Annotated in this window: 16 protein-coding genes; 11 read left to right on the top strand and 5 right to left on the bottom strand. The window is 46.1% G+C overall.

The window, feature by feature from the left end:
* Window positions 1-191: 191 nt before the first annotated feature.
* Both LSG34_RS15900 and LSG34_RS15905 read right to left on the bottom strand, forming a co-directional pair.
* Window positions 192-1,412 carry a sugar MFS transporter gene (locus LSG34_RS15900; RefSeq protein WP_233010089.1) on the bottom strand — a complete coding sequence of 407 codons (1,221 nt, stop codon included), beginning with the start codon at window positions 1,410-1,412 and terminating at the stop codon, window positions 192-194.
* Between the two features lie 26 nt (window positions 1,413-1,438).
* On the bottom strand, window positions 1,439-3,985 hold the full coding sequence (locus LSG34_RS15905; RefSeq protein ID WP_233010090.1) for a glycoside hydrolase family 3 protein: 2,547 nt from the start codon (window positions 3,983-3,985) through the stop codon (window positions 1,439-1,441).
* 515 nt (window positions 3,986-4,500) lie between these two features.
* On the opposite strand from LSG34_RS15905, the gene LSG34_RS15910 reads away from it, so the two are divergent.
* From LSG34_RS15910 to LSG34_RS15945, 8 genes are all read left to right on the top strand, one after another.
* A complete protein-coding gene (locus LSG34_RS15910; RefSeq protein ID WP_233010091.1) occupies window positions 4,501-7,473 on the top strand; it encodes a TonB-dependent receptor in 2,973 nt (990 codons plus the stop codon).
* A 196-nt stretch (window positions 7,474-7,669) separates the two neighbouring features.
* Window positions 7,670-8,395, top strand: coding sequence for a SapC family protein (locus tag LSG34_RS15915; RefSeq protein WP_233010092.1), 726 nt, complete (start codon window positions 7,670-7,672; stop codon window positions 8,393-8,395).
* Window positions 8,396-8,408: 13 nt separating this feature from the next.
* On the top strand, window positions 8,409-9,431 hold the full coding sequence (locus LSG34_RS15920) for a cupin-like domain-containing protein (RefSeq protein WP_233010093.1): 1,023 nt from the start codon (window positions 8,409-8,411) through the stop codon (window positions 9,429-9,431).
* A 44-nt stretch (window positions 9,432-9,475) separates the two neighbouring features.
* On the top strand, window positions 9,476-10,969 hold the full coding sequence (locus tag LSG34_RS15925) for a tryptophan halogenase family protein (RefSeq protein ID WP_233010094.1): 1,494 nt from the start codon (window positions 9,476-9,478) through the stop codon (window positions 10,967-10,969).
* Between the two features lie 10 nt (window positions 10,970-10,979).
* Window positions 10,980-11,690, top strand: a complete 711-nt coding sequence (locus tag LSG34_RS15930) for a DUF6445 family protein (protein ID WP_233010095.1) — start codon at window positions 10,980-10,982, stop codon at window positions 11,688-11,690.
* Between the two features lie 139 nt (window positions 11,691-11,829).
* On the top strand, window positions 11,830-13,158 hold the full coding sequence (locus LSG34_RS15935) for a GH1 family beta-glucosidase (protein ID WP_233010096.1): 1,329 nt from the start codon (window positions 11,830-11,832) through the stop codon (window positions 13,156-13,158).
* Between the two features lie 52 nt (window positions 13,159-13,210).
* On the top strand, window positions 13,211-14,542 hold the full coding sequence (locus LSG34_RS15940; protein ID WP_233010097.1) for a glycoside-pentoside-hexuronide (GPH):cation symporter: 1,332 nt from the start codon (window positions 13,211-13,213) through the stop codon (window positions 14,540-14,542).
* 225 nt (window positions 14,543-14,767) lie between these two features.
* Window positions 14,768-15,763: a LacI family DNA-binding transcriptional regulator gene (locus tag LSG34_RS15945; protein WP_233010098.1), complete on the top strand. Its 996-nt coding sequence runs from the start codon at window positions 14,768-14,770 to the stop codon at window positions 15,761-15,763.
* A gap of 47 nt (window positions 15,764-15,810) precedes the next feature.
* Here the strand turns inward: LSG34_RS15945 and LSG34_RS15950 are convergent, their stop codons facing one another.
* The 3 genes from LSG34_RS15950 to LSG34_RS15960 are packed head-to-tail and all read right to left on the bottom strand — an operon-like array spanning window position 15,811 to window position 17,752.
* Window positions 15,811-16,614: a DUF4198 domain-containing protein gene (locus LSG34_RS15950; RefSeq protein WP_233010099.1), complete on the bottom strand. Its 804-nt coding sequence runs from the start codon at window positions 16,612-16,614 to the stop codon at window positions 15,811-15,813.
* A gap of 4 nt (window positions 16,615-16,618) precedes the next feature.
* The gene (locus LSG34_RS15955; protein WP_233010100.1) at window positions 16,619-17,113 is read right to left on the bottom strand and encodes a DUF2271 domain-containing protein; all 495 of its coding nucleotides are present in this window, start codon (window positions 17,111-17,113) and stop codon (window positions 16,619-16,621) included.
* Window positions 17,114-17,143: 30 nt separating this feature from the next.
* Window positions 17,144-17,752 (bottom strand): PepSY-associated TM helix domain-containing protein, encoded by a 609-nt coding sequence (locus LSG34_RS15960; RefSeq protein WP_233010101.1) that lies wholly within the window; start codon window positions 17,750-17,752, stop codon window positions 17,144-17,146.
* A 269-nt stretch (window positions 17,753-18,021) separates the two neighbouring features.
* Here LSG34_RS15960 and LSG34_RS15965 point away from each other — a divergent pair, with 269 nt between their 5' ends.
* The 3 genes from LSG34_RS15965 (at window position 18,022) to LSG34_RS15975 (ending at window position 22,587) form a co-directional block, all read left to right on the top strand.
* Window positions 18,022-20,448, top strand: a complete 2,427-nt coding sequence (locus LSG34_RS15965; protein WP_233010102.1) for a TonB-dependent receptor domain-containing protein — start codon at window positions 18,022-18,024, stop codon at window positions 20,446-20,448.
* A 351-nt stretch (window positions 20,449-20,799) separates the two neighbouring features.
* On the top strand, window positions 20,800-21,798 hold the full coding sequence (locus LSG34_RS15970; RefSeq protein WP_233010103.1) for an SMP-30/gluconolactonase/LRE family protein: 999 nt from the start codon (window positions 20,800-20,802) through the stop codon (window positions 21,796-21,798).
* Window positions 21,799-21,888: 90 nt separating this feature from the next.
* Window positions 21,889-22,587 carry a response regulator transcription factor gene (locus tag LSG34_RS15975; protein ID WP_233010104.1) on the top strand — a complete coding sequence of 233 codons (699 nt, stop codon included), beginning with the start codon at window positions 21,889-21,891 and terminating at the stop codon, window positions 22,585-22,587.
* Window positions 22,588-22,638: the final 51 nt, after the last annotated feature.

Raw genomic sequence — 22,638 nt, forward strand, 5'->3', positions numbered from 1 at the left:
CCAGTACCAGGAATGTTTTTAAACAGCTTTAGCTGGCCCGTCAGGGCGAAGCCGGATAAAACATTGCCAACAGTTTGGCAATGTCCGGATGAGCGCCACGGATGGCGCGAATAAAATGGGCAAGGCCAACCGGGAATACACGCCTTGCCCCGGCTTTCGCCTTAACTTGTCACTTTGCCCCGGCTTTCGCCTTAACTTGTCACTTTGCGACTGCGTAAACCGAAGTAGCAGATATAGATGTAACAAAAGATCGGCAGAATAAAAGACAGGGCCAGACCAAAAGTGTCCGCCAGTTTGCCTTGAGCCAAAGGAACTAAAGCTCCGCCAACTATAGCCAGACACAATAAACCTGCGCCTTGACTGGTGTATTTGCCTAAGCCATGTAAAGCAAGACTAAAAATAGTCGGGAACATAATGGAGTTGGCGATACCGACGAGCAGTAGTGCAAATAACGCCAGTTGACCCTGACCTGTAATGACCAGTACCAGCAATAACATGGCCGCAGCAGCGTGAATGGCCAGCAATAAACCAGCGTTCATACGTTGCATCAGCAAAGCCCCAACAAAACGGCCCACCATAGCACCACCCCAATACCAGGCGACATAGTGTGCGGCGTCCGCTTCTGCCAGTCCTGTAATTTCAGGCAAGGCAATAAAGTTGACCATCACTGAACCTATAGCTACTTCAGCGCCTACATACATAAAAATACCTAAGGCACCAAGCCACAAATGGGTAAAAGGCAGCAGCGTTTTAATAGAGATTTTTTCCGCTGCAGTCGCATTTTCGACGACAGGCAAATTCAAACGGGAAAAAATAAAGGCTACGGCAAATAAGGCGACAGTCAGTATCAGATACGGCAGTTGAACAGCGTCTGCGCCTTCAGTGCTATCGAGCTGGCTCAGGATCAACGCTGCACCAATCAGAGGGGCAACTGTGGTTCCTAAGGAGTTAAAGGCCTGGGTCATGGTCAGGCGGCTGGATGCAGTTTTTGGATCACCAAGTACTGTGACATAAGGGTTGGCCGCAACCTGTAAAATGGTGATACCGGATGCCAGCACAAATAATGCGGCTAAAAACCATGGGTAACTGTGAAAGCTGGCGGCCGGAATAAAGTTCAGTGTGCCAAAACCTGCAATAGCCAAACCTATCACTATACCTTTCTGATAGCCCAGTCTGTTAATCAGTGCACCTGCAGGTAAAGACACCACAAAATAGGCGCCAAAAAAGCAGAATTGGATCAGCATGGCCTGGGTGTAAGTCAGGTCAAACACGGCTTTTAAATGCGGAATTAAAATGTCGTTCAGACAAGTAATAAAACCCCAGATAAAAAATAAAAACGTCAAGGTAGGCAGAGCCCAGCTGCTGACTGCAGTGCTGGTGCTCTGTGTTTCGGCCGATGGCATGGATTGCATAATGGTCTGATCCTGTATTTAAAGTGTTAAGTTGCAGGGCAACTTAAATCGGCCGTTGCTGTGGCAGGGGTTAATCGGATGTTCGAAATACTTAACTGGTAAGCGGCTTCGCTGTGCAGCACAAAAGGTTGCTGTAAGTGATTCAGCGCTGCGCCTTTGGCTGCAAAACAACTTAAATCAATCACCACTTTGTGCCATTGGCCTGCGGCTTTGCTGCCGATAAGTTCAGCCAAATCCAGAGTTCCACCGCAGCCCGAACCACAAGACTGAGCCAAGGTGACTGCTGCTGTTGGTGCTGTATTCCATTTCATATCCACCACCAACTGACCATAACCGCTGGCATCCAGCGGCACAGCAGCTTGCAGTACCAGTTTGGCTTTAGAATTTGCAGCCCAGTCCAACAGTAAAGCGTCTTCCTGTTTTTGCCAGTTTACTGCGGCTAAATTCAGGCTTTGGTCGGCACTTTTGGCTTTATTACCTGTGACAGTGACCACAGCAGTTTCGTCCTGCAAAATCAGGCTGTAACCTGAAGCCGGACGGCGTTCAAATAAACTTAAGCTGTCGTTGCTGGTGCTCTTCACACTGTTGATTTGCTCGGATAAGTCATTGGCAACAGTGGTTTTATCCTGATAAGTCAGGCCATAACCCAAAGCGAAAAGTGGATCGTAGTTAGTGTCAGCTTGATTTAACGGTGTTTGATCTGCTGTTTTTGGCCAGGAGAATGGCAGTTTGCCTTTAAAGTCATGTTGTATTTCCCCAGCGGCAGTTTTGAATAACACCTCTGCCACAGCCTGACCTGCAGTACCAGGTAACCAGGCCGCTACAAAAGCATCAGACTGATTCAGCTCAGGGTTTACCCATAAAGGCCGGCCCGTTAAAAATACAGTCACCACAGGAATACCATCGGCTTTGAGTTTTTTCAGTACTTCCAGATCGGTATTTTTACCTGCCTGATAATCCAGAGTGCGAATATCGCCATCAAATTCGGCGTATGGATTTTCACCTATCACCACAATAGCCACATCAGGTTTTTGCTGATAAGAGCCATCAGCACTCAGCTCGACTGTGCCTTGCGCCGCTTCGACTTGCTGCTGTATGCCTGAATAAATGGATCGACCATTCGGGAAGTCAGCATTGACGTTGCCCGTGCCTTGCCAGGTTAAAGTCCAGCCACCACTTTGTTTGCCAATATTGTCAGCACCGTCGCCTGTCACCAGTACTTTTTGTTTTGGCGCTAATGGCAATAATTGAGCATTGTTTTTCAGCAACACTAAAGACTCACGTACGGCTTGAGCGGCAATAGCCTGATGATCAGCATGACCAATAAGTTCTGCTTTACCCGCCAGTGCAGATTGAGCAGGGTTGCCGTGTTCAAATAAACCAGCACGGATTTTAACTCGTAAAATGCGGCTTACCGCATCGTCTAAACGAGCTGCTGATATTTCACCTGCTTTGGCCTGAACCAGCGTATTTTTGTACAGCGCTTTACCATCTTCCGGTGCCATTAAAATATCAACACCAGCGTTGATAGCAGCGGCACAGCTATTATTGGTGCAACCCGGAAGCTGACCATGGCCGTTCCAGTCGCCGACCACTAATCCATCAAAACCCATACGTTCCTTTAAAACAGTGGTGAGCAGGTAATGATTGCCATGCATTTTTTCACCGTGCCAGCTGTTAAAAGACGCCATCACAGTTTGCACACCAGCATCCAGGCTACTGATATAACCCTGAGCATGTAAGCGGACTAAATCGGCTTCATTGGTTAATGTATTGCCCTGATCTTTGCCGTTTTCAGTGCCGCCATCACCCAGATAATGTTTGGCTGTGGCAATTAAACGGCCGCTCTGCATAAAGTCAGAACCAACTTTGCCCTGAATACCTTTGACCAGAGCTGCACCAAGTTCTTTTACCACAGCAGGGTCTTCCGAATAACTTTCGTAACTGCGGCCCCAACGATCATCGCGGGCTACTGCAACAGTGGGTGCAAAGATCCAGTTAATGCCAGTCGCTGCCACTTCCACTGCTGTGGCTTTACCTATGGCTTCGACTAACTCTGCATTGTTGGCTGCACCCAAACCGATATTGTGTGGAAACACTGTGGCGCCAATTACATTGTTGTGACCGTGCACTGCATCAGTGCCCCAAATCGGTGGAATGCTGCTGCCATCTTTAGTTGCATCCACACCAGCATCGTAATAGGCCTGAGCTAAAGCCACCCAGTCTGCTGCTGTAGAGTTTTTATTATCATTTGGATAAGCACCACCGCCATTTAAATAAGAACCAAAACCATACTGGCGCATATCTTCCACTGTCATCCAACGGATATCCGGCTGGATCAACTGAGCCACTTTTTGCTCAATGGTCATAGCGGACAGCAGTTGCTGCACTTTTTGTTCTGTATCCTTGTTGGCTAAAGGGCTTTTTAATTCTGGCCACAGATTCAGACTTTCAGCTGGAGCTGCTTTGACTTCTGTCGTTTTCTCAGTGGCCGTATTTTGTTGGCCGCAACCAGATAAAGTCGTCACAAGGGCAGCACTGCACAACAACGCCAATGGGGTGTATCGAAACATAATGGGTATCCTGTTGAGCTCTGTCTGCCTTTGTGTCCGCTTCTGTTGGAAAGTCGGGTCTTTTCACTGTGTCAGCAGAGTTTTTATCGGCGGGGCTGGCAGGCAAATCAGCGGTTTGTATGATCAAACGCATACAAAAGCTCTGATGGATGCTTGGTCTTCTGTCCCCGTGTCCTCCGGACTTATCTAAAGTGCCGGCATGCAAATCTTTGATTTGCTTATTATTGTTTTTAGCTACTTTGCATTTTTCCTGTCATTAAAACTGAATTTGCGCAATTTCTTCAGCAATAATGCAATTGTAAGCGGTTTCATTTTTAGCTGATAAAGTGATTATTGCCAACTGTTTTTTAACCAAAATGTAAGATTTAGTTTTTCTGTATTGACGAGTTAAAAAAAATCACCTAAGTTTGTGAAAGCGCTTACAGTTAGTTTTGGGGAGTAAATAAACTACCTGTCCGGCGTTATCGAATTTCGTTGCAAGTAAAAAACCAAAAACAGTCGACAGGGAACTACACATGAAATCCAAAACGTTCAAAAAGACCAGACTCGCCACCAGTCTGTCGTTAGTGCTTGGCGTGGGCGTTGTTATGCCTGCCTTCGCGGATGACGCGCAGGAGCAAAACACCCAGAAAGCCGAAGAAAAAATTGAAGTGATCAGCGTCACCGGTATTCGCGGTAGTCTGATTAAATCTATGGACACCAAACGTTCGTCCACTGGTATTGTGGATGCAATCTCTGCTGAAGATATAGGTAAATTCCCTGATACTAACCTGGCAGAATCTCTGCAGCGTATCAGCGGTGTGTCTATTGACCGTGTAAACGGTGAAGGTAGTAAAGTATCTGTCCGTGGTTTTGGTCCGGACTTTAACTTAGTGACCTTGAACGGCCGTCAAATGCCTGTAACTACAGGTTCACGTTCTTTTGATTTCGCCAATATTTCTGCTGATACCATCAGCGGTGTTGAAGTCAATAAAACCAGTTTTGCTAAAAACCCTACCGGTGGTATAGGTTCGGTTATTGATGTACAAACCTTAAAACCTTTAAGCGCTGGCGGCGAAAAAGCTGTATTCAGTGCCGCTATGGTCGATGACAGATCGACTGAAGAAGGCAGTGCTACACCTGAGTTAGCAGGTTTGTATTCCACTACCTTTAACGATGATAAGTTTGGTGTGTTAGTGTCCGCCAGCTATCAGGAACGTGAAAGCGGAAGCCAACAAGCCAACGTAGGTACAGGCTGGCGCAGCTTCCCAGGAACTAAAGACCACTCATCTGGCGATTGGGGGAGTATTCCGTTAGAGAATCAGGTCAATCGTCCTGGTGCTGATGACGTCTATTCAGTGCCACAAACCACAATTTATAAATTTGAAGAACAACAACGTGCCCGCACCAATGGTCAGTTAGTGTTGCAATATGCGCCTACTGATAATCTGACCGCATCGGTTGACTATACCTACATGCGCAATGACATCGACACTCAATACAACGACGTGTCAGCCTGGTATACCTTTGGTGCCACAAGTCAAAGTATCTGGACTGATGGTCCGGTTTCTTCGCCACTGATTTACTCTGAAGAGTACGGCACAACATTCGCAGATTTATCTATGGGTGCCGGTGATTCAGGTGTACGTAACGAAAGTGGTTCTTTAGGTCTGAATCTGGAATGGCAAGCTACTGATAACTTAAAGCTGAGCTTTGACGCTCACAGATCAGATGCCGAATTCAAACCAAACCATGTACTGGGCTCCAGCAATACCTTAAGTACAGCAGCTTTTGTCCGCCGTAGTGCGGCAACAGACTTTACCGGTGAATTACCTTTACTGGCAGTCGAGGGCGGTAACTCGGTCAAACCTTCAGACATGATAGTGACAGGTAGCGTATTTGGTAATTCGACCAACAAGTCTGAAATTGATCAGTACCAGTTTGATGGTGAATATGTTTTCGAAAATGGCAGCAGCATCGACTTCGGTATTGCTCTGACTGACGTGGACAACCACTCAAAATCAGTCAACGTACAACGTAACGACTGGGGCGGAGTAGGCCAGGCCGGTGATTTCGACGATTCTTATTTCCCGGCTGGCACTATCCATGACAAATTCAACGCTGGTAAAGGTGATTTCTCCTTAATGCCAGATCGTAACTTTGAAGTGCTGGATACCATTTTCTTCTGGGATTTCAATACAGTTCGTGCTCGTGCCGAAGAGTTATATACGCCAGACGGCTTTGTTGGCGCTGGTGACTGTGGCACAAACTTCTGTCCTTCAACCGATTACGACAGCGATGTAAACCGCTATACGTTGGAAGAATCACAGTCAGCTTATGTGCAGTATAACTACGAAAATGAAATCTCCGGTATGCCGTACGATCTTCATGTAGGCGTACGTTATGAAACAACAGATGTGACCTCTACTTCTGCTGTGGCTGCATACAATGGCGCTCGTTGGGTCGCTGAAACTGAAATCGTATTACAAGCCAGTGGTGAGCGTGAATTCCAGACACAAACCGGCGATTACGACTATGTATTGCCTAATGTAAACTTCAATATTGAAGTGGTAGACGATGTAATGCTGCGAGCGGCTTATAGCGAAACTATAGGTCGTCCTGATTATGTATCTATTCAGGGTGGTACCGTTGTGAACACTATTGCTAACCGTGCCGGTGGTGGTGGCTCAACAGGTAACCCAAGCTTATTGCCTTTAGAGTCTAAAAATATCGACTTATCGGCTGAGTGGTACTACGCACCAGCTAGTTATGCTTCTGTTGGTTATTTCCGCAAGGACACCAGTAACTTTATCAGTAACACTGTTGTCGAATCGACTATCTACAATATTGCTAACCCTGTAGATGGCAAAAAATATGCTGAAGCTGTGGCTGCTGTTGGTTTGGATGGTCGCGATATTCGTAACTGGATTTTTGCTAATTATCCAACTGCTCCAGGTGTTGACGTTGCTGCGGGCACTATTGATGGTGTAGCAGGTGAAGATAATGATCTGGTGTTTGATATCAATACTCCATCCAATGGTGCGAACTCAGAAGTCATTGATGGCTGGGAATTGGCGGTTCAACATGCCTTTGGTGAAACTGGTTTTGGTGTTATTGCCAACTACACCATGGTAGACAGCGAAACTTCCTATAACAATTTCCTGTTGATGGACCAGGCTGCTCTGATTGGTTTAAGTGACACAGCCAACGGTATTCTGTTTTATGAAATGGACGGTTTCCAGGCTCGCGTTGCTTACAACTGGCGTGATGAATTCCTGAACTCTAAAGGTCAGGATACAGGAGCCAACCCTAAATACACTGAGGCCTATCACCAAATTGATATGTCTGTCAGCTACGACTTACCACAAGTGGAAGGTTTAACCATTTTTGTTGAAGCCTTGAACGTAACTGATGAACATATTCGGGTGCATGGTCGTGCTGAAGAGCAAGTGTTAAGCCTGATTGAATCAGGTGCCCGCTATAGTCTGGGTGCTCGTTACAGCTTCTAAGCTGTACAGGGCCATAAGGATATGGCCCATTCTGTTTCCATTTTTTGAAGCAGCATCTTCAGCCCTGGCTGAAGATGCTATATCTTGATGTTTTCTATAGCTTCGCACTTAAACAAAAAACCAGTAGCTTTCGTATCAGGCGACAGGTTTAATCAAACTATAACTAAAAAATACACTGTAACGGTCGGGATATAGCATGAGTAAAAATGTTTTATTAAACAGCGTTGAGCACAGAGACCTGAAGGTCATTACGGCCAGAGGCGCACAATATGGTGACGCAGTTTGGTTTGCTGTCACTTTTCCTAAAGAATTCCGAACAGTTCAGGCCCACTACCCGATTTTTTTTCATAAAGACAACAACAGCAATCAGTTTTTTGCTGTGACTCTTTTTGGTTTCCAGGATCAGGAAAACCTGTTTTTACAACAGGATAACTGGCGTGGTTGTTATGTGCCGCTGATGCTAAGACGTCAGCCGTTTTTGATTGGCCAGCAACTGGTCCGTGAAGACGGTATTGAAACCCCGCAACGTGTGATTCATATCGACTTAAATAATCCTCGAGTCAGCAGTACTGAAGGCGAAGCTCTGTTTTTACCTTATGGTGGCAGCAGCCCTTATCTGGATGAGGTCGCTTCCATGCTGGAAACTATTCATCATGGCATGCTCGACAGCAAAACCTTTATCGACGTGTTGCTTGAGCATCAATTGCTGGAATCCTTTACCCTGGATTTAACCTTCAGCAACGGACAGAAGCAGCAACTGGCGGGTTTCTACACTATCCATGAAGAAAACCTTGCCGCTTTACCACCTGAACTTTTAGTGCAGCTACATCAGAAAGGTTATCTGCAGGCGATTTATATGGCCATCGCTTCTCAGTCCAATATTCGCCATTTGCTGCAGTTAAAAAATAAGCAGTTTGAGTAAGGTCTGACTAACCATGAATAGCATAACGCCATTAGCACAAGTAAAAACTCTGGAAGGATGCGACTTAGCTGATGCGTTAAGTTTAATAGCTAATGCCACTCAACCATTGATATTCAAAGGTTTGTGTAAAGAATGGCCGCTGGTTAAAGCGGGTCTTGTTTCAGCTGCGTCCGCCGCAGATTATATCCGACAGTTTTATCAGGGGGTTCCTGTCACTGCCTGTTATATAGAGCCAGAACATCAGGGCAGAGTTTTTTATAACCCAGAGCAAAATGGCTTTAATTATCAGGTCGGAAAAATAGACTTTAATCAGTTATTGGACCGCCTTTTTGCGTTAAACAGCCAAACTCAAGTGCCGACCTATTACATGGGTTCGACGGAGATCAATCATTGGTTTCCGGGTTTGGCAGAGCACAATACGTTACCAATGGATGGCATCAGCCCACTGACCAGTGTCTGGCTTGGTAATCAATCCCGCATCGCTGCTCATTATGATTTTCCGCAGAACCTGGCTTGTAATGCAGTCGGACATCGCACTTTTACCTTATTTCCGCCAGAACAAATCACCAATTTATATCCGGGCCCTATGGAGTTTGCGCCAGGCGGCCAGGATGTCAGCATGGTGGATTTTGCCGCGCCTGATTTTGAGCGTTTCCCTAAATTTGCCGAAGCTCTGCAGCATGCACAACGGGCAGAGCTGGAACCTGGCGATGTGTTATTTATTCCGAGCATGTGGTGGCACCACGTGCAAGCGCTGGACGGGTTTAATGTGCTGATCAGCCACTGGTGGCGCGATACGCCAGCCTATTTGGGTCGACCCAATAATGCCTTGTCTATGGCGGTGCTGAGCTTACGCAGTTTGCCTAAAGCGCAGCGTCAGGCCTGGAAAGCTATTTTTGACTACTACATTTTTGAGCACGATGAAGTATCACAAGATCATATTCAGCCAGAGGCCTTAAAGATGTTAACTAAGCCGCTGGATGAGCTGAATGCGCGCCAGATCCGGGCTGATTTACTGAATAAATTAAAGCGCTGACAACCAACTAAAACCAGAAAAGCACCAATCAACAGGGTGAACAGATGAACAACGAACAAAACAGAATCAAAAAGGTCGTGATAGCCGGCGGCGGCACAGCTGGCTGGATGACTGCTGCTGGCCTGACCAAATTACTGGGTAAAAACCTTGAAGTGGTTTTAGTGGAGTCTGATGATATTGGCACTGTGGGAGTAGGCGAAGCTACTATCCCCACTATGCATATCTTCCACCGCTTACTGAATATCAAAGAATCTGAAGTGATGGCGGCCACCAATGCCACTTTTAAGCTGGGTATTCAGTTTGAAAACTGGAAAACAGTAGGCGAAGACTATATTCACTCCTTTGGGTTTTTAGGCAAAGACTGCTGGGCCTGTGGTTTTCAGCACTTTTGGGTGAAAGGTCGACAAAAAGGCATAGCGACTGAAATCGGTGACTACTGTGTCGAGCATTTAGGCGCCCGCCAGGGCCGTTTTGCCGTTTTGCCGAATCAGGACCTGAACCACGCTTACCATATGGATGCGTCCTTGTATGCCAAGTTTCTGCGCCGTATGTCTGAGCAGCATGGTATTAAACGTATTGAAGGTAAAATTCGTGAAGTTCAGCAGCATATGGACGGCAATATCAGTGCTTTATTGCTGGAATCCGGCGAGCTGATTGAAGGCGATTTATTTATCGATTGCACTGGCTTCAGGGCTTTGTTAATTGAACAAACACTGAATACTGGTTTTGAAGACTGGAGTCACTGGTTACCTTGTGACAGCGCTTATGCAGTGCAAACCAAAACCACACAAGAGCCCGTAGCGTACACCCGCGCTATAGCCCGTGATGCTGGTTGGCAATGGAAAATCCCGTTGCAAAGCCGGGTGGGTAATGGCCTGGTGTTCTGCAGCAAGTTTATGACAGAAGCAGAAGCCAAACAAACACTGATCGACAATGTCGAAGGTGAGATGATGTTTGAGCCACGCTTAATTAAGTTTAAAACCGGCACCCGCCGTCAGCATTGGAATAAAAACTGTGTCGCCATTGGTTTATCCAGTGGTTTTCTTGAGCCTTTAGAATCGACCAGCATTCATTTGATCCATCGCAGTATTATTCGTTTGCTGCAGATGTTTCCGTCTCACGGCATAGTGCCTGCGGATGTAGCTGAGTTTAACCGCCAGACTAAAATCGAAATGGATAATATCCGCGACTTTATCATCCTGCACTACAAAGCTACCGAGCGAACTGATACCAAGTTTTGGCGTTACTGCAAAGATATGCAGATCCCAGACACGCTGGCCCACAGAATGGAATTGTTTAAACAGTCCGGTAAAGTGTATAAGTTTGCTCAGGAATTGTTTGGTGAAAGCTCCTGGTTACAAGTGCTGATTGGTCAGGGTTTAATGCCAGAACAGTATCATCCTATTGTCGATTTAATGCCGGACTCTGAACTGAATGATTTCCTGATGAGCATTAAACAGAATGTGAAACGCACTGTGAGTCAGTTCCCGACTCACCATGAGTTTATTCAGCAGTATTGTAAGTCGTCCTTAGTCTGAGCTGAGCATGATGGATAAACTGAATTATCAGGTTAATACCGCCATCCGGCCCGAAATTATCTATCTTGGGCTGGAAAAAACGCCATTGATTATGATTGATAACTTTGCGTTGGACCTGTCTGGTTTACGTCAACAGGCTTGGCAGCTTGAGTTTATGAAGGAAAACCAGACTTATTATCCAGGTCATCGTGCCGTATTACCTAAAGACTATATAGCCGCCAGTCTGAATGCCGTTTATCAACTGATTTATCAGGTGTATCAGATCCCTGAAAAACTACGATTAAAACCCAAAATGCTGTTTTATGCGCTGATCACTCAGCCAGAAAACAGCCTGAACCCGCTGCAATGTATGCCGCATTTTGATACCAGTGCACCTTTTTATTTTGCGCTCTTGCATTACCTGAATGATAGTCCTCATGGCAGCACAGGGTTTTTCCGGCATAAACCTACGGGTTTTGAACGGATAACTGATCAGCGTCGACCGCACTACTTTGAGTCTGCTCAGCACTTTGTAGACACCTATGGTGCGCCACCTCAGCGTTATCAGGTGCAAAGTAATGAGCATTATGAGCTATACCATCAGATCCCCTATCAGGCGAACAGACTTATTATTTACCCTGGCAATCTGCTGCACTCTTCACTGGTGGATGTCGTTACTGATATAGACGGTTCGCCGGTCAGTGGGCGTTTAACCGCCAATATGTTTATAGATTTCGTATAACCCAAACCTTATGAACTCATAACACAAAGGAACTGAATATGGTCACGACAGCACTAAAAATGAAAGCGATTACATGACCAGTGTTGCGTTAATCAGACCACTTTTACCCTCCAATTTTAAAGATGAAAAGAAGATAACGATGAACTATGAATTGCCAAAAGGCTCAAGACTGCTGAAGAAAGAATTTACTTATGGTGTGGCCACTTCATCTTTCCAGATTGAAGGTGGAGTTGAGGATCGCCTGCCTTGTATCTGGGATACCTTTTGCGCTACACCGGGCAAAGTAAAAGATGCTTCAAACGGCGATTTGGCTTGTGATCACTATCACTTATGGCGTGATGATATCGCGCTGATAAGCTCTTTAGGGGTCGATGCTTATCGTTTATCTATTGCCTGGGCAAGGGTAATGAATAAAGACGGCAGCCTGAATCAGCAAGGTGTAGATTTCTACATCGGCATTTTAGATGAGCTGAAGGCAAAAAATATTAAGTCTTTTGTCACTTTGTATCACTGGGATTTACCTCAACATATTGAAGATCAAGGCGGCTGGCTGAATCGCAATACGGCCTATTTGTTTCAGGATTATGCCGACAAGTTAAGTAAAGCCTTTGGTGACAGAGTCTATTCGTACGCCACCTTAAATGAGCCGTTTTGCAGCTCTTACTTAGGTTATGAGGCCGGTATTCATGCGCCCGGCTTAACTAAAAAAGCCTATGGCCGTCAGTCAGCGCACCATTTATTGTTGGCTCATGGTCTGGCAATGCAGGTACTGCAGAAAAACAGCCCAAACAGCATGAACGGTATAGTGCTGAACTTCACACCAGCTTATCCGCTAACCGACAGCGCTGCCGATCAAAGAGCTGCACAGCTGGCTGACGAGTACTTTAACCAGTGGTATATCAAACCTGTGTTTGATGGTGCTTATCCGGATTCTTTCGCCTTACTGGCGGATGAAGACAAGCCAGTGATTGAAGCAGGTGACTTCGACATTATCAAAGCGCCGTTGGACTTTTTAGGCGTCAATTTCTACACCCGCACTGTGTATAAAGCCGCTGAAGGCCGTGACTTTATTGAAGTCGATATGGTCGATGCACCTAAAACAGATATTGGCTGGGAAATTTATCCACAGGCCTTTACCGATCTGTTAGTGTCTTTGCATCAGAAATATAAACTGCCTCCTGTTTACATTACCGAAAATGGTGCAGCAGCAGCCGATCAACTGCACAATAGTGAAGTCGACGACCAACTGCGTTTGTCATACTACCAGTCGCATCTGAGTGCAGTACATCAGGCGGTCGAACAAGGTGTAGATATTCAGGGTTATTTTGCCTGGAGTTTAATGGATAACTTTGAGTGGGCTGAAGGCTACTTAAAGCGGTTTGGTATAGTGTATGTCGACTACAACAGCCAACAAAGAACTGTGAAAAACAGCGGTCTGGCTTATAAGCGCTTAATTAGTAATCGTTAATTTATAAAAAATAATAATTTCAAATCAACAATTTATATAGGGTGCGCTCACCATGGTTAGTGTTAAGGAAAAAATTGCTTATGGCCTGGGGGATACGGCAAGCAATATAGTATTCCAGACCGTCATGTTGTTTCTGACGTTTTTTTATACCGACATCTACGGCATTTCGCCGGCTTTTGTTGGCACCATGTTCCTGGCTGTGCGTATTATCGACGCAGTGACAGACCCATTGATGGGGGCCATTGCCGACCGCACTCAGAGTAAATACGGTAAATTCCGTCCTTATTTGCTTTGGTTCGCTTTGCCATTTGGCCTGATCAGCGTGCTGGCGTTTACCACACCAGACTTTGGTGAAGAAGGCAAAATGATCTACGCCTTCGTCACTTATACCCTGCTGATGCTGGTCTATACCGCTATCAATATTCCGTATTGTGCTTTAGGCGCTGTGCTGACTGCCGATCCAAAAGAGCGGGTGTCGGTGCAGTCGTACCGTTTTGTATTTGCCATGCTAGGTGGTCTGATGGTGACCGCCTTAACTTTGCCTTTGGTGGAGTTTTTTGGCCAGGGCGACAGAGCCAAAGGCTACCAACTGACTATTATGGCGATGAGCGTATTAGGTGTGTTGATGTTTTTGGCCTGTTTTTACGGTACTAAAGAGCGGATTAACCCACCTAAAGAAGCGGTCAGCCGCAGCTATATGGATAACTTCCGTCAACTGTGGAAAAACGATCAGTGGCGTGTACTGGCGCTGGTGGCTTTATGCCTGATGAGTGGTTACGTTTTACGTACTACGCTGGCTATTTACTACGTGAAGTATTACCTGGAAATGCCGGACAGTATCACCTTATTTATCACTTTGGGTATGCTTGGCAGTATGGTGGGGTGCATTATTGCTCAGCCTTTGGCAAAACGTTACTGCAAAGTAAAACTCTACATAGGCATTCAGATTTTAGCCGCCGCCCTTTGTGCCAGTAGCTATTTTGTGTCTGCTGACAATGTCACTCTTGCCATTGCTTTGTATGTGCTGTGGAATCTGGTGTTCAACACTGGTACTCCGCTGCTGTGGGCCAAAATGGCTGACGCTGTGGATTATGGTCAGTGGCGCACTGGCGTCCGAACTACAGGCATGGTGTATTCCTCCATTATTTTCTTTATCAAAATGGGAATAGCTGTAGGTGGTGCTTTAGGTGGCTGGTTATTGGCAGGTATAGGTTATCAGGCTGATGTCACTCAAACTGAAGAAACCAAAGCAGGTTTATTATTGGCTTTTAGCTTATATCCGGCCATTGGTTCATTAATTGTCGCTTTTGTGATGGGCGCTTATAAACTAAACACACAAAAAGTTGATGAAATCACAGTGGAATTGAAGAGAGCCGCAGAATAAATCCAAAAGCATTGAAAGTTGTAGGGAGGCGACAAGCAAGGGAGACCCCAGGAGCATAGAGACACTATGTGACTGGGGCGAGCGAACGCAGTCAACAAAGCTGCATTTTCAAGGATGACGGATGTAAAAGCTGATAATATGGCGACTACAGAGCAAATCAGTCTTTACTGAATTACTCTTGTAGTTCCCGATTCTCTTAGACTTAACAATAAGTGACAGCACTATATGGCGACCATTTACGACGTTTCACTGCTTGCAGGTGTATCTCTGGCTACCGTATCCAGAGTGATGAATAAAAACACCAATGTCAGCGAAAAGACCAAACAAAAGGTGTTGGCCGCTATGGCTGAATTAGGCTACAGGCCTAATACTTTTGCGCAGTCTTTGGCGTCGAATTGTTCTAATAGTGTTGGTGTATTGGTCTCACAGTTGGATGGCCCGTATTACGGTCCTATGATGGCTGAAATTGAAGCCGCGCTGCGGGCTGATAACCGTCATGTGATCATTGCCGTGGGTCACAGCGATGCAGCTCAGGAAATAGACAGTGTTGAGTTTTTATTAAGTAAAGGCTGTGATGCGCTGATCCTGGATGTCGAAGCTATCTCAGATGACTACCTGATTAAACTTAGTCAAAGCTCAACTCCTATTGTGCTGATCAACAGATATATAGCTGAAATCAGCGACTGCTGTATTTACCTGAACAATGAGTTAGGTGGATATATGGCTACCCGGCACCTGATTGATTTAGGCCATAGGGATATTGCCTATATTTCCGGACCTTCGAAAAAACACGATGCAATAGAGCGTCTTGAAGGCCATAAACGAGCTTTGGCAGAAGTGGGTGTTTCCTTTGATCCTGCCCTGTGTTTTGAAGGTGATTACAAAGAAGACAGCGGCGTGGAGGGTATGAACTACCTGTTCGGCCAAGACAAAAAATTTACAGCTGTGGTTTGCGCTAACGATCAGATGGTATCCGGCGCTATTTCGGTGTGCCTGGAACGTGGCATGAAAATCCCACAAGATTTATCTTTTGTTGGTTATGACAATATTCCTTTTGCCCGTTATGTATCGCCTAAGCTGACCACAGTGAATAACCCTATTCATGAAATGGGAAAGATGGCGGCCTTATGGCTACTGAAAAACTTGTATAAGCATGATCTTGAAGTGGAAAATGTATTTGAACCTGAACTGGTGGTGCGTAACTCTGCTATCAGGCTGTAGTTTTTCAAAAAGGAAAGCCTCTGTGCTAAAAACACAGAGGCAGAGATTTAAGGTAAAGCAGCTTCTAAAGTTAAAGTTAAGCCTTCACGGACTTGGTCGGCTAACTCAGATTCAGCTTTGGCTGAATAGGATGCTTCAATCAGAAATACACCAGCTTCAACAGGTGTATAAGTAAACTGACCCGTTGCATCGGTTTTATGCTGAATACGACCAGCCTCATCACGGTAACGTTCACCTTCGTATGACACTTCCAGCTCCACCCCAGCTTGCGCTTTACCATTGACTAAAAAGGTAAAAGTAACAGGCTCGCCCGCTACTATGTCAGCTGGATGCACAGAGCTTTTAAATTCTAAACCTTCGTTTTTCAATGCCAGCACTTCTGACGTTGGTTTGTTGACTGTGATAAAAGCGACTGAACGACTGCGGCTTTGGCTGGTCACTACATCTGTTGCATTAGCCGGTAACTCTTTGGCGCGGGTCTTTTTGTCAGCCATCAGGCGTTTGCGCTCATCACCTACTTTGTACATAGTGCCAAAACGTACAGGGCCGCCTAATTCCAGTTTGTACGTACCTTCAGCATTTAACTGTGCATCGACCTGAGATTTACGTTTACCCTGGTATTTATGCTCAATAGCCTGCTTTTTACCGTCTGGCGTATACAAAGACACGTTATCTACCGGAATACCTTTGTCAGCAACAAAGGTCATGTTGGCGGCGCTGACATCAGCCGATACCCAGCTGCCTGTTTTAGATAACACAAAGTGACTTGGTACTACCCATAAAGTGTGAGCCAGAACCGGAGCGCTCACTGCTGTTGCAACCAATAATGAAGCCAGAATAGATTTTTTCATTGGACTATTTTCCCTGTACAGAAGTAAGTTGAATTTTGCCCAGCTCTTTGCTGGCCTTTATTTCGATTTGAACGGCGCTGCCGTCCCATGTGAATGCTTGTTTCGCCAGATTGCGGCCGCCTTGTTCACGGGCTGCTTCAACAAAAAGCACATAGTTACCAGCAGCAACTGCTTTACCTTGTTCGTCTTTGCCATCCCAGCGTACTTTGTAGCTGCCAGGACCTTTAGTGGCACCTGTCTTTGCATCTACTAATTGAGGTTCACTACGGCCCAGTTTGCGCCAGAAGCGACGTAAGTCTTTAATCCAATCCGGTTTTTCCAACCAGGCTTCGACTAAGCGCACAGGCTGTTGTTGCTCGTTTTCAATCCATACCGCCACATAAGGTCTGTGATAAGTGCCGGTATCAATTTTTGGCAGTTCGACCTGAATTTCCAGTTCCTGTTGTGCCATGGCAGAGCCGCAACAAAACAGCAATGCAGCGACTAAATACTTGTACATACACTTTCCTCTTAGTGAAACGACTCTAAATTAGTGAAACGACGCTATATAAGCTAATAAAGCCAACACCACACCAGCTATAGCTGTGGCATTGCCAAAATCTCTTCTGTTCGGCTGACGCCACAATAAATAAAAGCCAGACAAGGCAAACAACACACAAAATACAGCGGTAATATCGATCAGCCATTTCCAGCTGCTGCCTGCGTAACGACCTTTATGTAAGTCGTTTGCCAAGGCCAGATAACCACCAAATTCAGTATCTAACTCTGCAGTGCGCTCTGCTAAATCAATCACCACAGCGGCATAACCGGCAGGGCGTTTAAAGTCGATTTCCAGCAGTTCGTCTTCAGGCGAAAAATTCAGGTTGTAACCACCCTGTAACTGATGTTCCTGCTTTAACCAGTCGACATACAAAGCCATAGCGGCTTGTTGCTGATCATCTGGCAGGTTTAATAAATCCGGCAATTGTTCTGGCAGTTCCAACTGCAACTGCTGACTGGTTTTGCCCATGCTACTGTTGATTTCAGGGTGATTTAAGGTGATGCCCGTGATGGCAAAAAATAACAACAGCAACAATACCAACATAGCGCTGTAGGTATGTAACCAACGCATCCAACGAGCTAAAGCTGAACTCTTCACAGTACCCCCTAAAAATCAGCTGTCATGCTACTGAGAATTGTTCTTATTTGCAAGGTTTTCACAACTGGCTGATTTAGTTGTTTATTGATCGCTCCTGTGTTCAGGCCCGTAACACGACAACTGATAGTGCAAATAGTTCGCAATTGCTATTGATCTTCTAATGAGAATCACTATCATTGTCGGCCATTGGAATTTATTAACTTATCTTTACAAATCGAGCTCAGATTTTATCCGCTTTGCGATGATCTGTTCGAACAACAGGAGTGTTTATGTTCAAGTCTCGCCCAGCCAAACTGGTGTTAGCCACCCAGCTCGCTTTAGGTCTGATTGCTACAGTTCAGGCAGAAGATGCAGCAGCTGTTAAAGATGAGGCTATTGAGCGCATTGTGGTTACGGCTTCAGGTTTTGAACAAAAGCTGGTGGATGCTCCTGCCAGTATTTCCATCATTACAGCAGAAGAACTGCGTACCCGCCCTTACACTACCTTGCTCGATGCAGTACGTGATCTGGAAGGTGTCGATATTGGTGAAACCCGCGATAAAACAGGTCAGGGTACTATCAGTATGCGCGGTATGGGGTCGGATTACACTTTGATCCTGGTCGACGGTAAACGTCAGAATAACCATGGTGATATTTACCCAAATAACTTTGGCGGTAATCAGTTTGGTCATATGCCACCTCTGGATACCATCGAGCGTATTGAAGTGGTGCGTGGCCCAGCTTCTACTTTGTATGGTGCCGACGCTTTAGGTGGTGTGATCAATATCATCACCAAAAAAGTCACTAACGAGTGGGCTGGCTCAGTCAGTCACAGCCGCACAGCACAAACGGATGACAGCTTTGGTGAAGAGATCACCACGGACTTCAACGTGATGGGTCCTTTGATCCCAGGCGTGCTTGGCATGTCTATCCGTGGCAGTGAATACAACCGTATGGCATCTACTCCGGAATATGCTGACGTAGTTTATCCAAATGGCGAAGTACGTAGCCGTTCATTAGGCTTTGGTGCTGGCGGTAAAACAGTAGATAACGATAGCTCTGTATTAGGTGCCCGCCTGAGCTGGACTCCGGTCGAAAACCAGGCCATTTGGTTTGATATCGACACTTCGACTCAGGAATACGATAACAGCCCTGTAATTAACGATGATGGCAGCCGGGAATACCCTGTAGGTACAGTCGACAATATCGACAGTATCTGGGCCGCAGGCAGTTTCTGCCGGGGCGCCACAGGCAATAATGCGAATGCCTGTACCACTAATGGTGGTACCTGGGCCCGTCGTGCTAACCCTCAGGTGGGTTACAGCCCAACTCAGGAATTTACCCGTGATACCTGGTCATTAAATCACGAAGGTAAATGGGACCTGGGTAACAGTTTTGTGTCTTTATCTTATGTTGATACCCAAAACCATGGCCGTACTTTGCCTTTTACTTTGGCAGAACGTGCACAGTTACTGACCATGATCGACGCCACTGGTGCTTATGCAGGTCTGACTGTCGATGAGCGTAAAGCCATAGCAAAAGAGACGTTCCTGCCAAGATCTGCCCGTAAAATGTCCAGTAATCAATATACTTTGGATGCCAAAATGGATATGCCATTTGAACTGGCAGGCCAACACAAAGCTGTGTTTGGTACTCAAGTGATCCGTGGTGAGCTGGAAGATGGTGTCTTTGGTATGGAAAGCGGCACTCCAGGCGGCGTGCAGGAACACAATATGTGGTCTGTGTTTGCTGAAGATACCTGGGATGCCACTCAGGAATTTTCCATCACTGCAGGTTTACGTCGCGACGATCATGAAATATTTGGTAGTGAAATGAGCCCACGTCTGTATGGTGTTTATACATTAACAGAACAGTGGACTATCAAAGGGGGCGTCAGTACCGGCTTTAAAACACCAAAAACAACTCAGTTGTATGATGGTGTCGTAGGCTTTGGTGGTCAGGGCACATCCCCTATGTTTGGCAACCCGGATCTGGAACCAGAAACCAGCACCTCGACTGAAATTGCGGCTTACTGGGAACACCCGGATAATCACAACTTCAATATCACCATTTTTAATAATGAATTTGACGATAAAATTGCTTCTCAGCCATGTGGTGGTGCCACTGCACTGGTCTGTAGCAGCACTGGTGAATATGCCGATCTGGGTTATGCCACCAGCAGCAAAACAGTCAATATTGACAATGTGACTATCAAAGGTGCTGAAGTCGCAGGACGCTGGCAGATTATCGACAATATCGCTTTCCGTGCTAACTACACCTACACAGACAGCGAACAGAAAAGTGGTGCCAATAAAGGCCAGCCTCTGACGAACACAGCCAAACATATGGCGAACCTGACCATAGACTGGAATGCAATCGATGAGTTAAAAGTCTTCCTGACGTCAGAAATCCGTACCAAACGTTTCCGCGCCTGGGACACTATTAAAAATGCACCGCTGAACTACAAAGCCTATGATGTGTACCACTTAGGTGCCAGCTATGCAGCCAGCGATTCAGTCACTTTTACTGCGCGGATCAACAACTTATTTGATCAGGACTTCACAACCTACGATTTAGAGTTTGTAGAGTGTGACAGCGGTACCAGCTGTATTCTGGATGCAAATGGCGCAAACGGCTATCAGGCCAGCTATGTCGATCATTTCAATAACAAAGACAAAGCCCGTAACTTATGGATGAGTGTGAACGTAAGCTTCTAAACTTGTCGTAAGGCGAGTGTTTGAAGAAACCGCAGATGATTCTGCGGTTTTTTTATGTCCATGGAAGGACGGTATGCCGAAAATGCAGGAGCATATTTTCGGCGATGTCCATGGAAGGACGGTATGCCGAAAATGCAGGGTGATGGCGGTCTTTCGAAATGCCAACAGTTTGGCATTTCGCCGATATCACGCCTTCGCTTGTGGCGATGGCCGGAGCATATTTTCGGCGATGCCAGCACCATGTCTGAAAAAAAATAAAGCTGAAATTTAAGTTTATCAGGCGCAGGCAGTGCTTTGGTTGCGCTAACAATGCTACATTGAGGTCATTCCAATAGAACAAAGGTGACAAGGATGCGACATAGTACAGCGCTGCTTTTTTTAACCTCTTCTCTGGCTTTTGCCAATCCATCCCCTATTCCGGCCAATCCGGTACAGCAATTAAAACCTGAGCTTAGTCAGGTGATTGCTGCAGACGCTCAGCTGGAGATACTGGCTGAAGGTTTTCGCTGGGCTGAAGGTCCTGTGGCTGAACCTAAAACCGGCGATATTTTGTTTTCCGATGTACCGGAAAATAAAATCTGGCGCTGGAATGCAAAAGACGGTTTAACTTTGTATCTAAGCCCTTCTGGCCATACAGGTTTTGTTGACGAGCCTTCCATTAAAGAAGGTTCCAATGGTTTGATTTTCAACCAGAACAATCAGTTAGTGTTGGCGCAGCATGGCGACCGGCGTTTAGCTGTACTGAAGTCAGTCAGTGCAAAAGGCCCGGAGTATCAAAGCCTGACGACCAGCTATCAGGGCAAGTTATTTAATAGTCCTAATGATCTGGTGCAGCACAGCAATGGCAGCTATTTATTTACCGATCCGCCTTATGGTTTAAAAGATGCGGATGACTCCAAACAAAAGCAGCTGGCTTTTAATGGTGTGTATTGGCTCAAAGGTAGCGATGTCACACTGGTTACCGATCAACTGACCCGCCCAAATGGTTTGGCTTTATCACCGGATGAAAAGTGGTTGTATGTTGCTAACTCAGATCCAAAAGCGGCGCAGTGGTGGAAGTATCCTCTATCTGCAGATGGCACTGTAGGCGAAGGTCAGCTATTTTTTGATGCGACAGCCTGGGTTGGCAGTAAAGCCGGCTTGCCTGATGGCTTAAAAGTACTAGCTTCAGGCCATTTGCTGGCGACAGGCCCTGGTGGTGTGCTGGTGTTTAATGCCAAAGGCGAACATCTGGGTACTATTCAAACCGGAGTTGCAGCGGCTAATGCAGCTTTAAGTCTGGACCGCCAGTATTTATACATTACAGCCTCCAGCTATTTGTTACGGATTAGACTAAAAACCGCAGTGTAAGCAAAGGGCTGTGTATAGAAATGTAAAGCTGCTCTATTACTGAGCAGCTTAAGGTTAAACTGCGGACTATTGAATCCGGAGTACCAGCCCTTGAACCCTTTATTGCTGATTGATGATGACCAGGAACTCACCTCGATGTTAAGTACTTACTTACAACGCGAGGGTTTTGTGGTGCAGGTAGCCAATGATAGTCAGTTAGGCTTACGGCAAGCCATTTCCAGTCATTACGAACTCTTGGTGCTGGATGTGATGATGCCGGGTTTAGATGGCATATCGCTGTTACGGCAAATTCGTCAGCACTCTAAAGTTCCGGTCATTATGCTCACAGCTAAAGGTGACGACATAGATAAAGTACTGGGTTTGGAACTTGGTGCAGACGACTATGTCGCCAAACCTTGTTTACCCCGCGAATTAGTGGCGCGTATCCGGGCTATTTTACGCCGTGTGCAACAGCAGCAAGACGAACCCACCGAAGTCAAAGTTGGGCCTTTAACGCTCGAGCCCGGCTCACGTAAGGCCTGGGTTAATGGCCAACAAATTCAACTGACAGGGGCTGAATTCAGTGTGCTCTGGGTGCTGGCCTGTCAGGCAGGCCGATTGGTCAGCAAAGCAGAATTATCGCTACAGGCTTTAGGCAAAACCTTAACTCAATATGACCGCAGTCTGGATGTGCATATCAGCAATATCCGTCAAAAGCTTGGCAAAAGAGCAGATCAACAAGCCTGGATTGAAGCTGTTCGTGGCAAGGGTTATCAGCTGATGCAACGGAGTGATAACCTTCCTACTTGAAGCCGCAGCTTTGTTGACTGCGTGGTCTAGCCCCAGTCACATAGGTTTACT

It is taken from the genome of Rheinheimera faecalis (genome assembly GCF_021290965.1).
In the GTDB taxonomy this organism is placed as follows: domain Bacteria; phylum Pseudomonadota; class Gammaproteobacteria; order Enterobacterales; family Alteromonadaceae; genus Pararheinheimera; species Pararheinheimera faecalis.

Excerpts from the sequence above, each read along its gene's own strand:
- LSG34_RS15900 (WP_233010089.1), bottom strand. The coding sequence starts at position 1,412 with ATGCAATCCATGCCATCGGCCGAAACACAGAGCACCAGCACTGCAGTC.
- LSG34_RS15905 (WP_233010090.1), bottom strand. The coding sequence starts at position 3,985 with ATGTTTCGATACACCCCATTGGCGTTGTTGTGCAGTGCTGCCCTTGTG.
- LSG34_RS15910 (WP_233010091.1), top strand. The coding sequence starts at position 4,501 with ATGAAATCCAAAACGTTCAAAAAGACCAGACTCGCCACCAGTCTGTCG.
- LSG34_RS15915 (WP_233010092.1), top strand. The coding sequence starts at position 7,670 with ATGAGTAAAAATGTTTTATTAAACAGCGTTGAGCACAGAGACCTGAAG.
- LSG34_RS15920 (WP_233010093.1), top strand. The coding sequence starts at position 8,409 with ATGAATAGCATAACGCCATTAGCACAAGTAAAAACTCTGGAAGGATGC.
- LSG34_RS15925 (WP_233010094.1), top strand. The coding sequence starts at position 9,476 with ATGAACAACGAACAAAACAGAATCAAAAAGGTCGTGATAGCCGGCGGC.
- LSG34_RS15930 (WP_233010095.1), top strand. The coding sequence starts at position 10,980 with ATGGATAAACTGAATTATCAGGTTAATACCGCCATCCGGCCCGAAATT.
- LSG34_RS15935 (WP_233010096.1), top strand. The coding sequence starts at position 11,830 with ATGAACTATGAATTGCCAAAAGGCTCAAGACTGCTGAAGAAAGAATTT.
- LSG34_RS15940 (WP_233010097.1), top strand. The coding sequence starts at position 13,211 with ATGGTTAGTGTTAAGGAAAAAATTGCTTATGGCCTGGGGGATACGGCA.
- LSG34_RS15945 (WP_233010098.1), top strand. The coding sequence starts at position 14,768 with ATGGCGACCATTTACGACGTTTCACTGCTTGCAGGTGTATCTCTGGCT.
- LSG34_RS15950 (WP_233010099.1), bottom strand. The coding sequence starts at position 16,614 with ATGAAAAAATCTATTCTGGCTTCATTATTGGTTGCAACAGCAGTGAGC.
- LSG34_RS15955 (WP_233010100.1), bottom strand. The coding sequence starts at position 17,113 with ATGTACAAGTATTTAGTCGCTGCATTGCTGTTTTGTTGCGGCTCTGCC.
- LSG34_RS15965 (WP_233010102.1), top strand. The coding sequence starts at position 18,022 with ATGTTCAAGTCTCGCCCAGCCAAACTGGTGTTAGCCACCCAGCTCGCT.
- LSG34_RS15970 (WP_233010103.1), top strand. The coding sequence starts at position 20,800 with ATGCGACATAGTACAGCGCTGCTTTTTTTAACCTCTTCTCTGGCTTTT.